Source organism: Paenibacillus sp. Paensp111 (genome assembly GCF_059492195.1).
The window spans coordinates 187,764-202,178 of record NZ_CP168527.1; the positions used below are offsets into that span (position 1 = coordinate 187,764).

The 14,415-nt window shown below is 36.5% G+C and carries 13 protein-coding genes and 1 pseudogene; 12 read left to right on the forward strand and 2 right to left on the reverse strand.

The genetic code is table 11. From position 1 onward, the window contains the following. Window positions 1-164: 164 nt before the first annotated feature. Both ACEN86_RS01050 and ACEN86_RS01055 read right to left on the reverse strand, forming a co-directional pair. Entirely contained in the window at window positions 165-800 is a 636-nt protein-coding gene (locus tag ACEN86_RS01050; RefSeq protein WP_495632553.1) for a response regulator transcription factor, read from the reverse strand. 267 nt (window positions 801-1,067) lie between these two features. Beyond that, window positions 1,068-1,899 (reverse strand): annotated as a pseudogene (locus ACEN86_RS01055) (transposase). 697 nt (window positions 1,900-2,596) lie between these two features. Between ACEN86_RS01055 and fabD the strand changes: the two are divergent. The 12 genes from fabD to ACEN86_RS01115 all read left to right on the forward strand — a co-directional run bounded on the left by fabD (window position 2,597) and on the right by ACEN86_RS01115 (window position 14,162). Then, complete coding sequence (gene fabD / locus ACEN86_RS01060) at window positions 2,597-3,538, forward strand: ACP S-malonyltransferase (protein WP_495632554.1); 942 nt, start codon at window positions 2,597-2,599, stop codon at window positions 3,536-3,538. A gap of 30 nt (window positions 3,539-3,568) precedes the next feature. Beyond that, window positions 3,569-4,339: an SDR family NAD(P)-dependent oxidoreductase gene (locus tag ACEN86_RS01065; protein ID WP_495632555.1), complete on the forward strand. Its 771-nt coding sequence runs from the start codon at window positions 3,569-3,571 to the stop codon at window positions 4,337-4,339. A 31-nt stretch (window positions 4,340-4,370) separates the two neighbouring features. Continuing rightward, window positions 4,371-4,772, forward strand: coding sequence for a phosphopantetheine-binding protein (locus ACEN86_RS01070; RefSeq protein ID WP_495632556.1), 402 nt, complete (start codon window positions 4,371-4,373; stop codon window positions 4,770-4,772). Window positions 4,773-4,782: 10 nt separating this feature from the next. Continuing rightward, a complete protein-coding gene (acpS, locus tag ACEN86_RS01075; protein ID WP_495632557.1) occupies window positions 4,783-5,163 on the forward strand; it encodes a holo-ACP synthase in 381 nt (126 codons plus the stop codon). Between the two features lie 5 nt (window positions 5,164-5,168). Continuing rightward, on the forward strand, window positions 5,169-5,615 hold the full coding sequence (locus ACEN86_RS01080; protein ID WP_495632558.1) for a 3-hydroxyacyl-ACP dehydratase FabZ family protein: 447 nt from the start codon (window positions 5,169-5,171) through the stop codon (window positions 5,613-5,615). Further along, window positions 5,616-6,866 carry a beta-ketoacyl-[acyl-carrier-protein] synthase family protein gene (locus ACEN86_RS01085; protein WP_495632559.1) on the forward strand — a complete coding sequence of 417 codons (1,251 nt, stop codon included), beginning with the start codon at window positions 5,616-5,618 and terminating at the stop codon, window positions 6,864-6,866. A 14-nt stretch (window positions 6,867-6,880) separates the two neighbouring features. Further along, window positions 6,881-7,339, forward strand: coding sequence for an ApeI family dehydratase (locus tag ACEN86_RS01090; RefSeq protein ID WP_495632560.1), 459 nt, complete (start codon window positions 6,881-6,883; stop codon window positions 7,337-7,339). Next, window positions 7,336-8,604 (forward strand): beta-ketoacyl-[acyl-carrier-protein] synthase family protein, encoded by a 1,269-nt coding sequence (locus ACEN86_RS01095; protein ID WP_495632561.1) that lies wholly within the window; start codon window positions 7,336-7,338, stop codon window positions 8,602-8,604. The genes ACEN86_RS01090 and ACEN86_RS01095 overlap by 4 nt, the downstream gene beginning before the upstream one ends. A gap of 17 nt (window positions 8,605-8,621) precedes the next feature. After that, window positions 8,622-11,060, forward strand: a complete 2,439-nt coding sequence (locus ACEN86_RS01100) for a beta-ketoacyl-[acyl-carrier-protein] synthase family protein (protein ID WP_495632562.1) — start codon at window positions 8,622-8,624, stop codon at window positions 11,058-11,060. Between the two features lie 15 nt (window positions 11,061-11,075). Then, window positions 11,076-12,581: a phytoene desaturase family protein gene (locus ACEN86_RS01105; RefSeq protein WP_495632563.1), complete on the forward strand. Its 1,506-nt coding sequence runs from the start codon at window positions 11,076-11,078 to the stop codon at window positions 12,579-12,581. 29 nt (window positions 12,582-12,610) lie between these two features. After that, window positions 12,611-13,321, forward strand: coding sequence for a hypothetical protein (locus ACEN86_RS01110; protein WP_495632564.1), 711 nt, complete (start codon window positions 12,611-12,613; stop codon window positions 13,319-13,321). A 163-nt stretch (window positions 13,322-13,484) separates the two neighbouring features. Continuing rightward, a complete protein-coding gene (locus tag ACEN86_RS01115; protein ID WP_495632565.1) occupies window positions 13,485-14,162 on the forward strand; it encodes an HAD family hydrolase in 678 nt (225 codons plus the stop codon). Window positions 14,163-14,415: the final 253 nt, after the last annotated feature.

The following is a 14,415-nucleotide window of genomic DNA, read 5'->3' on the forward strand; positions in this document are numbered from 1 at the left end:
TTACGTTGATTCTGTCTCCTAGCAAATTTATATTCATTGTAGAGTGCCTTCGGGGCGGGGATTTGTTATTTGAGCGAAACGTTCCCCAGTATACTGAGTGCTTCTTTCATTCAATCCTCGAATTCATTAATTACAGAAAAGGCTCCAACATTCTATAAAAAAATCTATTTTTTTGGGGACACAAGTCCATTTTGAGTCGCGAAATTTATTACTTTAAGCCGTTCATTTAATCCAATTTTTGAATATAAATTTGAAACATGATTTTGAACAGTATATATACTATTATTCAAAACTTTTGCAATTTCGGCATTATTTAATCCTTGAACCATTAATGTTAAAACTTCATGCTCTCTTTGAGTCAGATGAATGGATGAGTTACTATTATTTTTTTTCGACATAATATCCATAATATTTGCTGATAGCTCTGGTGAAAGCCATTTTTTATTGCAACTAACTTTAGTAATAGCATCTAATAATTGTTCTTCAGTACAAAAAGGCGTAATAAAACCATTTACATCGTTGAGATATAATCTATCTTTCTCTTCGAAATAATTTGAACACTTAAATACAAGAACAGGTAAAGAGGCTTTATTAAATTCATTTACTGCATTTAAACCAAAACTATCAAAAATAAACTCGTCTATGATGATGAGATTTGCATCTTCTGCATGAACAAAACTAAGCATATCCTTATATTCAACTTCTTCTACTATCTGATAACTGCTTTGATTTTCTAAAAAAAGTTTGAAGCATGATTTCCAAAAATATTTTTTATAAACAACTAAGATGATTTTTACCATATGTACTTGTACTCCTCGTACTCAAATTTGTTACAATTTGCTCTTAATACTTGATGTTTTAATGTTTCTAGGTATTTTTCCTTACATCATGAAGTAGAAAGTTTTCAACAAATCCTAGATGTACTTGGCAGTACTTGGGGGGGGGGTAATACTTGACAAAACCAAAGATAAGTATCCAGGCAACCGTTTCTGAATGTACTAAGTCTGAAGAAAGGGCTGGTCGATACGATCTGGATAAAAGATGGACAGTTGGAGCAGCAGTTGACCTCAATTCTGGACGCGGCCTGTCCACTTTCGAGTGACGGTCACGGTGGACAAATAGAGTCTTCTTAAAAGCGCTTCGTCCGTCGATAAAGTACTTTGCCCTTTGGTTACCTTTCGAAGCTGACGAAAGTAATAACCATGAACTTACGAATTTATGGTGGATACTTAAAAATGTCGCCAGTTCATTCAAGTTATTACAAATAGAACGAAGGATGAGCGGGTACTTAGTTCCCCAGGGTTCCTCAAATCAATCAAGTTCCACGAGTGCCATTTCTTCAGAAGCAGTCTTGGAAATGGGCCTAAGATCGCCATTATCTTTTTTAAGTCTTTGTAAAAGACATAGTGGGTCGAGTTACGTATCCGGATGGATAAGGTACTTTTGGATTTCTGTCTTAAGATGGTAGGCCGAGATGGCTTGTGTGAAGCCGGTTGGATTGTCTACACAGGTAATGAGTGCGGTTTTGCCACTCCTGATGAGGGGAACACTCTTGTTCGTTACGTTGGAAATGATCGTTGGTGAGATCTCAATCCAGTACATATTTTCGAGATGATCCTGAATGTCTCTTGTGCTGACTCCCTTGGCGTACAAGGTAAGAATTTGGTCTTCGATTCGATACCCGTTACATTCGAATAATGCTTCTTAACCACGAGCGGTTCAAACTCGCCTTGGCAATCCCTCGGAACCATGATTTCTTGCTCTCCACACTCACTGTTGTGGTCTTATTCTCCACTTTATGTTTTAGTGGCCCAGATGTGTGTCCATTTCCGTTTCCAGCATTTCCTGAATCGTTGATGCGAAGAGATTCTTCAATGGTGGAGTTGCTGCTTTGTCCATAATCCCATGTGTTCTAACCAACCCTTCTCTTACTACCATTTTATAGGTTTAGGGGTTTACACAATCTATTTTACAGACTCCATTTCGAGGTCTTACAAAGCGTTTCCATAATTAAAAACGCCGAATGGAAGTTACCGGGTAGATTTGACAAATGCTGTTGTCTTTATGATCGAAGTAAGATTACCAAAAATATCATTATATGTAAAGACATGAATTCATCTATGCATTTTGACTTTAATTAGACAATTTTTAATTTGAGTCCGGATAATTGTGTGAAATGGGAAATCTCTAAAAGTAAAAGAGCAGGGCTTGCTGTAAGAAGAACCCTTTATGATAATTCGAGCAAACGAATTGTGAACTTCACAAACAGAGAACACGTAATCTTTTCGAGATAGATCACTAACAGTTGTAGTCCGATCACAGTTTCGCTTGCCGTTTGAAGGTATCCTCAAAAACTGCCTAGACCATAGTTGCGATTAACTTCTTCAAATTTCCCTTCATGAGTTATGCGTTGAAATATTGATAGTTGAATTAATTTACTAATGATTCAACTAGTAGATTTTAATTATGAAATAGATTGATTTTAGTTGTTGTGAAAAGGTTTCAATATTGGATATATTATCAATATAATAAATAGTAAATTTTTGGATTATATAGAATTTTTAATATATTATGTTAAAAAGCGCAGGTGAAAAAAGTGAGAAAAAAAATAGCTTTATTGTTTCCAGGTCAAGGTTCTCAAAGAGTTCAAATGGGATTAGATTTGTATGATCAAGATGTTACGATTAGAAAAAATTTTTTTGAAAAAGCGAATGATATTTTAGGTTATTCTTTGACAAATCTATGTTTTTCTGGTTTAGAGTGTGATCTCCGCCGTACAGATATGGCTCAACCTGCTATTTATACTGTTTCGCTTGCACTTCACTCACTTTTAATCCGTGAGGGTTTAGAAGTTAGTGTTGTAGCCGGTCATAGTCTCGGGGAGTATACAGCAGTTACTGCTGCGAAAGGACTTACGTTCGAAGAGGGGTTACAAGTGGTAGCAGAAAGGGGAAGACTTATGCATGAAGTGCAAAGTCGACGGCCCGGCGCGATGGCTGCTATTGTGGGACTTTATCAAGGGCAAATTGAAGAGATATGCATAGAATCTCAAAATTATGGTTTGATAGTTCCGGCTAATTATAACAGTCAAAATCAAATGGTGATCTCTGGTGATCAGCGTGCAGTGGAATACGCTATGATACTAGCACAAAAAATGAATGCCGAAAAGGTGGTTCGTTTACAAGTAGGAGCTGCATTTCATAGTCCGTTGATGGAAGAGGTTGTAGAACCATTAAAAAATAAAATATCTAGTTTTAAGTTAAATAATCTAGAAGTCCCTTTAATTAATAATGTAAATGCTAAGAAAGTATATAGAGCTTCTGATGTGGTTGATGGGTTATTAAAGCAAACTGTTTCTACTGTGAAATGGGTTCAAATAATTCAAAGTTTAGCCAAAGAGGATGTATATTTTGTTGAAGTAGGCCCAGGTAGAGTTTTAAAGGGACTGGTAAGGCAGATTTGTCCTGATGCAGAAGTGGATAATATTGATTCATATAAAAACATTAACAAATTTATTGATAAAGCACTTACCAAATAATGTGTTTCTTATAGAGAGGGGGTGTTTAAGTTGGGATTAAGATTACAGGATAAAGTAGTGTTAGTAACTGGTGGATCTCGTGGGATTGGAAGAGCGATTGCGCTAAAAGCAGCCGATGAAGGTTCAATAGTAGTTGTAAACTATCGAAATGGTGAAGAGCAAGCAAAAGAAGTAGTGGACATAATAAGGAAAAATGGTGGAGAAGCAGTTGCGATCCGAGCAGATATAAGTGAAAAAGAACAAATAAGTCATATGGTATCTGAAATTTTAAATCAATACGGAAGTATTCATGTATTGGTCAATAATGCAGGTATTTCAAAAAATAAGTTAGTTTTTGATATGAATTATGAAGAAATGATGGATGTCTTTCATATAAACTTTGGTGGAGTATTCCATTGTACAAAAGCAGTACTAGAAACCATGATGTCTCAGAGACAAGGTTCTATAGTTAATATTTCATCTGTTATGAGTAAGGGTGGGTATATAGGCCAATCTAACTATGCTGTATCTAAAGCTGCTATGAATGCGTTTACTCGTACAGCGGCCTTAGAATTAGCTAGATTTAATATACGCATAAATTCAATTCTTCCAGGATTTTGTTCAACTGATATGGTAGAGCAGCAAATGAAGGATGGCAGACGAATTACTAATCAGATCGCCCAGAAGAGGGCTGGAGATCCTGCAGAAATTGCTAATGCAGCTATTTTCCTTGCTTCAGATGAAGCTTCCTATATTACAGGTACTGATCTTGTCATTGATGGTGGATTAATAAACTTGGTTGGTATTGGTAAACCACTATAAAACATAATTATTAATTTAGGAGGAACATAAAATGGAAAAAGAACAAGTTTATGAAATCGTAAAAGAAGCATTGATGGAGGCAATTGGTCTAGATGAAGATGAAATTTCACCTGAGGTAACAATTTTGGGGGATCTTGGAGCAGAGTCCTTAGATCTTTTAGATGTACTATTCAGAGTTAGTCGTCAAATTACGGTTAAGGTAACTATGGATGATATTACACAAATGATCCAAGGCAATATTCCGGATGAAGAATTTGCAACGGCAGATGGGGTTCTTTCCGAAACAGGAATAGAGCAGTTGAAGAAAAGTTTACCACAAATAGATGTTGAAAAATTGCGTGAAGGTTTTGAGGCAGAGCGAGTACTTACACTATTTACAGTAGACAACTTAACTTCATTAATTGAGAAACGGCTTTCAATTTTAACAGTGTAACATTCTTGAGATGCACATTAAAACAGGAATCGATATTGTTTCCGTGTCAAAGATAAAGAATGTCATAGTAGAAAATCCTGATTTCATCGATGAAATATTTACACCCTTAGAAAAATCCTATTCCTTAAATAAAAAGAGATGCTATGAGCATTTTGCTGCTCGATTTGCAGCGAAAGAAGCATTTGTTAAGGCAATTGGAACAGGCATAGGAAAAGGAATTCATTTAAAAAGCATTGAGGTTAGAAATGATTTTATTACCGGAAAACCGCATGTATCCATTTACGGACAAACAAAAAAAATTGCCGAGAATTTAGGGATATTTTCTATGGACATCTCTTTATCTCATACGGATGATCTTGCAATTGCACAAGTTGTATTACTTTTGGAGTGATTAAAATGCGATTTTATATGGTAGATCAGATTACACATATTGAATCTGGAAAAGAAATTCGTGCAACTAAATTGGTTACACGAGATGCCCCTTTTTGTCAGGATCCCGTCAATGTTGAATCCTACCTCATTGAAGGAATAGTAGTAGAGGCATTGTGCCAAGCTGGAGCATGGTTAATTATGTATACAACTGAGTTTAAACAGAGAGCTGTTTTGCTAAGTGCCGAAGAGATAATTCTACATGAAAGAGTATATCCTGGTGATGTACTAACCCTCCATGGATTTATAGACTCCTTGGATAAGAATTCAGCTGTATTTTCTGGAAAAGTATATGTGGATGAAAAATGTGTTTCCGAGATACGTTTTATGATGTGTTCTCTTATATCAGTTGATGAATTAGAGAAAACAGAGGATGTTAGAAGAACCTATAGTCTCCTAAGGCGGGAGATATAAATGAAGACACGAGTTGTTGTGACTGGAATAGGGGCTGTAACACCAGTTGGAAATAATATTAAAACGACATGGTCAAATCTCCTTGCAGGACAGTCTGGCATTAATCAAATTGACTTATTTGATACCAGGCATTATGACACAAAAATCGCAGCGCAAGTAAAAGATTTTCGTTTGGATGAAGAGATCGAGAAAAAAGTAAAAAAGTATACTCATCGTTCATCTAGATTTGGTATACAAGCTTTTTGTGAAGCTGTACAGGATGCCGCCTTATCAGACAGAGACTATCATTCTGAGGAAATAGGTTTAGCAATAGGGGGTGGTTTGGTCTATCCGGATCTTGATGAGCTTCATGAGTTATTTCAAAGTTTTCTATCCCTACAAGTACAAGAAAACATCTATATAAGTCCTAATGATGTAATGAAGAGAAATCTAACAACTGGTATCTCATTGATGGCAGAATTAGTAAATGCTAAAGGACCTATGATCTCCTTAACAACTGCATGTACATCTAGTGCACATGCTATTGGAGAGGCATTTCGACGAATTCAATGTAACGAAGCCTCTGTGATGATAACTGGTGGCTACGATTCAATGATTAACTACATTGATCTAATGGGATATGGTCTGAGCGGTGCACTTTCTACTCAAAATGATACCGCCGAGCAAGCCTCGCGTCCATTTAGCCGAGATCACGATGGATTTGTGATTGGAGAAGGAGCTGCAGTTGTTGTATTAGAGAGCTTAGAATCTGCTATTAAACGTAGTGCAAAGATATATGGAGAGATAGTAGGGTATTCTTCCACATTGAACGCTTATCGTTTGACAGATTCACCTCCAGATGGTGGTGCTTATATTACTGCAATGAAAAATGCTATGTACGATGGGGGCTTAACACCAGAATTAATAGATTACATTTCAGCACATGGGACAGGTACTCCATGCAGTGATCTTAGTGAAACGAATGCAATCAAAGCTGTCTTAGGTGAATATTCGCATCATGTATCAATGAGTTCTGTTAAATCTATGATAGGCAACTTAACAAGCGCGGCAGGTGCAATTAATTTCATTACAACACTGTTAGCAATGCGAGACAAAGTGATTCCTCCTACAATTAACTTAGACATTAAAGATCCTAAGTTGGATTTAGATTATGTGCCTAACCATAGTAAATCTAAGTCGATTCGAGCAGCACTAAGTAATGCTTTTGCTTTTGGAGGAACCAATACTTGTATAGCAGTTAAGAAATTCTGAACAGGTGATTATATATGAATCTAGGACTAATAGATAAAGTAGTAAGTTGGACGAATGGGGTAGAAGGAATAGCTGTGTACAATATTAGCATGACCCATTCTTTTTTTAATACGCACTTTCCACTAAAACCGATCTGGCCGGGCGTTTTAACAATGACAGCTGTGAGTCGATTAGCGGAGGGTGTAATAAGAGCAACATCGGGTTTTAAGAAACGCGTTGTACTAACAAAAGTTTCCAATGTAAAATGGCGTAAATATATTGTTCCTGGTGACCAATTGTATATAGAAGTAAAAGTTTTGTCTATGAGTGAACAAGAAGCATTCGTGAGAGGTACAGTAAAGGTGAATGATAAAATTGTAGCTACTTTCGGAGAGTTCCAATTTTCCTTTTGTGACACATTAAGAAACTCTGAGGCAGATGCAAAGGCATTTTGGGATGAGCGTGGTTTAATTCAGGGGGAATCTACAGAATGAGACGTGTGGTTGTAACAGGTATAGGAACAGTCTCATCTTTAGGTAATAATGTGGAAAAAGTATGGACTAGAATGTTGAATGGAGAGAGCGGTATACGTAGAATCTCTTCAATGAATCCAGATAAGTTTATGACTAAGTTTGCAGGTGAGGTGGATGATTTTAACCCTGATGAATATATTACATCTAATGAAAATAGAAGATTAATGTCACGTGGCGAACAAATGTGTTTTGCATCGGCTACGATAGCTTTTAAAGATACTGGATTAAATTCAAATCAAGTGCTTAAGGAACGCATTGCTTTGTATGTAGGTGGAAACAAGGAAGTTGACACAATACCCCAAGAGTTGGTTGAGTCTGTTTTGCTCTCAAAAGGCTCACTAACAGAGTTTGCAAAGATGGCTAAGGATATTTTGCCGACCTCATTCATTGTTAAAGCTTTACCTTCTGCCGTTCTGTATTATTTATCAGCTCATTTTGATATTCAAGGTCCTAACGCTTATTTTGTTGGCACCTCAAATGCTAGTGCCACAGCTATCGGAAGTGGCTTTAGATCTATACGGTATGGTGAAGCAGATGTAGCTTTAGTGGGTGGATTTTCTGATTCTATTACATGGTGGAATTATATGAAAATGGATGCAATGGGGGTTTTACATAGAGGGGAAGCGAACGATAGCCATAAACTTTATGCCCCGTTTGATAAGAAAAGAAATGGAACACTTATAGCAGAGGGATCGACAATGCTCGTACTAGAGGAATTAGAACAAGCAACGAAGCGTGGCGCAAACATTTATGCTGAAATAATTGGCTTTGGTAATGGATATGACAGCGGCGCAATAGCTAAGCCGTCCCCAAATGGTGTAGGCTTACAAGTTGCTCTGAGAAAAGCGATGAGAGAAGGACGCGTTTGTTCAGAACAAATCGACTATATTTGTGCACATGGCAGTGGTACAAAATTGGGAGATGAATCTGAAGTGAGAGCAATTGAAACAGTATTTGGAACAGATAGAAAAGTAATGGTAAGTTCTATTAAACCAACTACAGGACATATGGTTTCTAATGCTGGAGCATTTAATGCTTTAGCATCTGCTATTACACTTAAAGAACAAGTTGTTCCATTTACATTAAACTGTGAGACACCTGAAGACAACTGGTCAGTAGATTTAATTAGACATGAACCACGTGCAACAGACGTGAATTATGTGATGTCTGTTGCACGTGGTTTAGAAGGTCAGGATACTGCGTTACTATTTGCAAAATGGAAATAGGAGGTGCTAAATACAGTATGAGAGAACAAAGTAGTCGTAGAGTAGTAGTTACTGGTTTAGGAGCTGTGACTGCTTTAGGGAATAACGTTGGGGATTTATGGGAGTCTGTACTAGCTGGGAAGCATGGAATTAAGCCAGTAGATCACCTGGATATGACAGGTTACATGAGTCAGATTGCTGGTGAAGTGAAAGAAGACCTTACGCTTGCCCATTCAAAAAAACGTCCTGTATTAGATCGAGCTACTTTATTCGCTCTTAAAGCTTTGGAGGAAGCTTTGGAAGACGCTTCCTTAAAGAAGAGTAGTCTTAAAGAAAATGCTGGTTGTGTGATTGGAACTTGTCTTGGAGGAATGAATAGCGGGGAATTGTGGTATAGAAAACAGGAAGATGGAGAAAAAGGAAATCCTCGTTTATTACAAGAGTGGAGACTTAATAGTATCGCAGAATCATTAGCTAGCGAGTGGGGGCTTGGCGGACCTGTATTCACTTTTTCTACTGCATGTGCTGCCGGAGGTAATGCCCTCGGGTATGCGGGCGATTTAATTCGTACTGGCAGAGCGGAAATTATGATAGTAGGTGGTGCTGATGCTCTTGCACATATGGGAGTCGCAGGTTTTCATGCATTGCAATCTCTAGATCATGAGCCATGTCGTCCTTACTCAAAGGATCGTAACGGACTATCTTTAGGAGAAGGAGCTGGAATCCTGATTCTAGAGAGTGAAGAAAGTGCTGTTCGGAGAGGAGCAAAGATATACGCTGAAGTGCTTGGTTTTGGTTTGTCGGCTGATGGTTATCATCCAACCGCACCTAAACCTGACGGAGAAGGCGCAAGTCGTGCCATTGCTAATGCTTTAAATAAAAATAATATTGAGCCTTATCAGGTTAAATATATTAATGGCCATGGTACAGGAACTCCTAAAAATGATAGTGCTGAAACTAATGCAATTAAGCGAGTATTCGGGGAAGCAGCTTCGTTACTTAAAGTCAGCAGTACCAAATCTATGATAGGTCATTTACTAGGTGCGGCAGGGGCAGTAGAAGGAATTGTCACGGTATTGTCGATCCATCATCAGATTATTCCTCCAACAGCTAATTTTACTACACAAGATTCTATTTGTGATTTAGATTACACACCTAATCAACCTTACTATTCAGAAAATATAGACTATGCTTTATCAAACAATTTTGCGTTTGGTGGAAATAATTGTTCTGTATTGTTTGGTAAATATCAAGTTACACATCCTAAATTAGAGGAGTTAAATGAAGAACGTATTGTGATCACTGGAATGAGTCAATTCAGCTCTATTGGTGGGGATTTAGATCAATTTTGGACAAAGTTGCTTCGTGGTGAACCCAATTGGCATGAGGCTAGAACAAGCGATGGAGTTGTTAGAAGAATTGGTAAAGTACAAGATTTCGATATTCATACATATATATCGAAACGTGATGCACGTAAGATGGATCGATTTGAACAGTTAACGGTTGCTGCTGCTATGAGTGCATTTAATCATGCAAATGTTGAAATTAATGAAGAAAATGCACATCGAATCGGGATTATAGTCGGAACCGCTAACGGAACAGTCGAAAGTTGTGTCAACTTTTATCAACCTATCGTTCGTGAAGGAGCAGAAGGCGCAAATCCAGTTCACTTTCCTAACACCGTATTTAATCAAGCCAGCGGTTTAGCTGCAATTCATACAAAAGCAATTGGAGTGAATACTACTGTTGTAGACGGACATGCCTCTACGTCAGCAGCTCTATGCACAGCCTATGAGCATTTAAAAAATAATGATGCAGATATTATTGTAGTAATTGGTACAGATACGATTGTTTCAACTGTGTTGGAAGCTTATGAATGTTTAAATGTGCTAGCTGATCGATCACCTAAAGGCTCCCAATCTAATGCTATGACATTGAGTGAAGGTACAGTTGCCTTAGTATTAGAGAGATTATCGAACGCTAAAAATCGAAAAGCACATATTTATGGACAAATTAAAGGATATGGGAAAACATTTGATGGCAAAAAATATTCAAGAGTTGATAAAAAAGGACTAGGTCTCAAGCGGGCAATGGAAATGGCTGTAAATAATGCTCAATTACAGTTAAACGACATTCAGGCCATTCTTGCAACAGCAAATGGAATAAAAAATATAGATAATATGGAAAAAAGGGCAATTGAATCTTGTTATTCGAATAATGAATATAAGCCATATATTACATCGGCCAAGTATTTAGTAGGTGAATCGCAAGGGGCGTCTGATGGATTTCAATTTATCACAGCTTTACTCGCTTTGCAACATCAAACATTACCACCCATGTTAAACCATTTAGAGCATAACGAGCTACATACTTTAGATGAAGCTAAAAAACTCGAAGACTTGAATAATATATTAATTAATAGTTCCTCATTAACTGGATCAAATGTATCCGTAGTATTGTCTAAATATAATGAATAGATGGGATGAGTATAAATGGGAGGCAATTTAATAGAGACATATGATGCGATCATAATTGGATCTGGTTTAGCTGGACTAACGGCAGCTGCACTATTAGCTCAAGAGGGGGCTAAAGTATTAGTACTTGAACAGCATTATATTGTGGGGGGATGTGCAAGTACATTTAAAAGAGGTAAGTTCCTTTTTGACGCTGCAGTTCATCTTATAGGTGGCTGTGAAAAAGGTGGAGAAATAAACACTATTTATGAGAAATTAGGCTTGCTAGATCAAATTGAGTTTATAGAATCTAAGCCTATGTGTTATATCACACTAGGACAAGTCGAATATGAAATACCTGCGAATTTAAGACAATTATCAAGTAATATGGAAAGTTGGTTTCCTGAGGACAAACTAGCTATTAGAGAGACTATAGAAGAAATTATACAGTTAGGCGGAGCAATTTTAAGAGGAAATTATGAAGATGATGAGCAAATTACTCAAAGAATACTTGAATTAAAAAAGGTATCTTTTGCAGAATATCTAAGTAATCGTTTCTCTCACCCTCATACATCAATAGTATTGGGCTCTTTACATCCTTATATAGGAGTACCGACCAAACAATTGTCTGCTTTATATATGGTGACTACAATGATGTCTTATCATGGTGGTGCTTTTTATACTCGCGGTAGTTCTCAACGGATGGCAGATGTTTTAAAAGATTATATCCAATCAAATAATGGGATTGTAAGAATTAAACGTAGAGTAGAAAAAATTATTTGCAGTGAGGGCAAAGTACAAGGAGTAATAGATCATAAGGGAAATCAGTATAACTCTTCAACTATTATTTCAAATTCAGATATAAGGACAACGCTATTTAAACTTTTAGGAGAGGAATTTCTACCACAATCTTATAAGAATCGAATAAACCGGATGGTTCCTTCTTATTCTGCTGTCATACTTTATGGGGCTATTCAAAATGATGATGCATATATCGACTTTCCACATGAACATTTTTTCCTACCAGAAAATGAACTTGATAGTGAACAAAAATATTTGTTTGACCCGCTCAATGATGAGACTGATCCTGGTATTTCTATTTGTTGTCCATCTACACTTGATTCTAGTTTAGCCCCTGAAGGGTATTCAGTGCTTTCATTTATGGCAATCTGTGATCCAGATGTTGTGGAACAAGTTCGAGAAGAAAAGGGAAAGTCATTTATACACGAGAAGTTTTTAAATTTATTAGAAAAAAAACTACCTGGTATTAGAAATCGATTAGTTATACAAGAGTTTGCTACCCCAAAAACAATTGAAAGATATACATCTAATAATAATGGTGCAATTTATGGCTGGATGAAGTCGTCTGATCAACGATGGACCTCTGATTTAGGTCCTAGAACCCCTATACAAGGCTTGTATCTAGCAGGACATTGGACACGTAATGCACATGGAGTTTACGGTGTAATGAAATCAGGAAAAACGACAGCTAATTATATTATCAAACAAAATCCTAACACTAATTACAATCTTCAATTGCATTAATGTTTTTTACTACAGAAAGGAGGGTCTTTATGCCAGTAGAAGAGGTTAAGGAAGTACGTTACACTTTAACTTTTGATAAGGCGAGGAAAAAAGAAGAAAACGTACTTGTCGTATCTGATAAAGAATGCCTGACAGCATATCGCTATATGTTTGATAATTGTTTGATAGCTCAAGATTCTAAAACTCAAAGCTTTCTAAAAAAAAATAATTTAGATGATTCTCTAAAGTACAGTACCGCACCTCCTGATAAAGAGTATATGCTTCGCTTTTTTGAAAAAATCAATTTAAGTGGCTCATTGGGAACAAAAAGGCTAGTAGATAAAAAGCTAGTTCATAAAACATCTCAGGCTAATGTTATGATTTCAGAAATTGAGATTCGAATAAAAACAAAAATAGGTTTATTTTCAGGTGATGTTACAAGCACAACAGAAATAAATCTAGATCATGTCAATCAGGAACACATTGAAGCAATTCTATTAACTGAATTAAGTAAACAAGCTTCTATGGTGAGTATTTTTAGATTTTTAGGTTCAGATTCCGAGTTTTATGTCATAGATGAATTTAGAAAATATAGACGAATTGTTCAAAGAAGTAACGATATATTTATTCACGCGTTACCAGTAATAGAAGACGACGGAAGTAAAACAGGAATGGGATATTGTCTCTTTACTGTGTATCAGAATTCTAAATTATGTGCAAGTGGTTATAGTTCAGGCATATACACTAAGAAAGGGATGTGACATTAATAAACAAAAACAGAGTATTTCAGAAAAACTAAATATGCTTGTTTTAAGTGTAAAACGAATGGTCAGATTGAAAATTACAATTATAACCAGATGGAAAACATGTTCTTTCAGAAACGATAAGCAGCTATCCCGTACAATTTAAAATGAAGGAGAAAAAATGATGAAAAATATTAAACTAATTGCTGTTGATTTAGATGGAATTATTCTAGAGGATATTTTCACTCCTGTTCTTCATATTCAAGCGAAGAAATATGGAGTTGAATATAATGCTGAATTGGAATATAACACCGTTTCACAAAGAAGAGAGGATTCAGCATCTTACGCTTTACGTCTCATAAGATCTCCTAAAGAAATGTCCTTAGAGCAAATTTTAGAAGAGTTCTATAAAGAGAGAGAAAAGTTTTTGGTGACTGGTGAAAATCCGCTTAATTCAGGAGTTACAGAGTTTTTGGAAATATTGAAAAGCTTGAATGTTAAGTTAGTTTGCTATGGTGGATTAGAAGAAAATTTGATTGATTTAGGAGTTAGACCGATTCTGGAGAAATATTTCGAACAATATATCTGCACAGATGCTTTTCGACCAGGTCTTAAGGAAATCACGAAAGATATATATGGCCTAGATTATTCTGAAGTTTTGTTCATAGATGATGTTAATCGAATGGCTGAGGAAGCAAAAAAGTATAAGATTCCATTTATCGGGGTGCCCGCTCAGCATTCGTGGGGTTTTCAAGAGAAAGAGATGAAAAAAACAGGTGTTAAATATCTTGTTAAATCAATTAAAGAAATAACAAAAGATTTGTTGGAGAAGGTCGACTCAGATAAAGCAATTTGGTAAAGTTCAGCGGTATGATATCAAGTTTTGATTTTTTTATACAATTCAGCGTCATTGTGCTCTTTCTTCTTCAAAATGTGAGATGGTCGTTAACAACATCAGTACCTTTGCAATAATAACACTGATGAGGCCTCGAAGCTTTTTAAGCTTTAAGTAATGGTTGCGGATTTCAGGATGCTTTTCGGCTGTTGCACATTGCACCGAACCACGGTAATGACGGAGAAAGGCAAACAACGGAACAGTTAGGAGTAAGTTG

Coding starts and splice junctions, on each gene's coding strand:
- ACEN86_RS01105 (WP_495632563.1), top strand. CDS start 11,076: ATGGGAGGCAATTTAATAGAGACATATGATGCGATCATAATTGGATCT.
- ACEN86_RS01095 (WP_495632561.1), top strand. CDS start 7,336: ATGAGACGTGTGGTTGTAACAGGTATAGGAACAGTCTCATCTTTAGGT.
- ACEN86_RS01100 (WP_495632562.1), top strand. CDS start 8,622: ATGAGAGAACAAAGTAGTCGTAGAGTAGTAGTTACTGGTTTAGGAGCT.
- ACEN86_RS01110 (WP_495632564.1), top strand. CDS start 12,611: ATGCCAGTAGAAGAGGTTAAGGAAGTACGTTACACTTTAACTTTTGAT.
- acpS (WP_495632557.1), top strand. CDS start 4,783: ATGCACATTAAAACAGGAATCGATATTGTTTCCGTGTCAAAGATAAAG.
- ACEN86_RS01090 (WP_495632560.1), top strand. CDS start 6,881: ATGAATCTAGGACTAATAGATAAAGTAGTAAGTTGGACGAATGGGGTA.
- ACEN86_RS01085 (WP_495632559.1), top strand. CDS start 5,616: ATGAAGACACGAGTTGTTGTGACTGGAATAGGGGCTGTAACACCAGTT.
- ACEN86_RS01080 (WP_495632558.1), top strand. CDS start 5,169: ATGCGATTTTATATGGTAGATCAGATTACACATATTGAATCTGGAAAA.
- ACEN86_RS01050 (WP_495632553.1), bottom strand. CDS start 800: ATGGTAAAAATCATCTTAGTTGTTTATAAAAAATATTTTTGGAAATCA.
- ACEN86_RS01070 (WP_495632556.1), top strand. CDS start 4,371: ATGGAAAAAGAACAAGTTTATGAAATCGTAAAAGAAGCATTGATGGAG.
- ACEN86_RS01115 (WP_495632565.1), top strand. CDS start 13,485: ATGATGAAAAATATTAAACTAATTGCTGTTGATTTAGATGGAATTATT.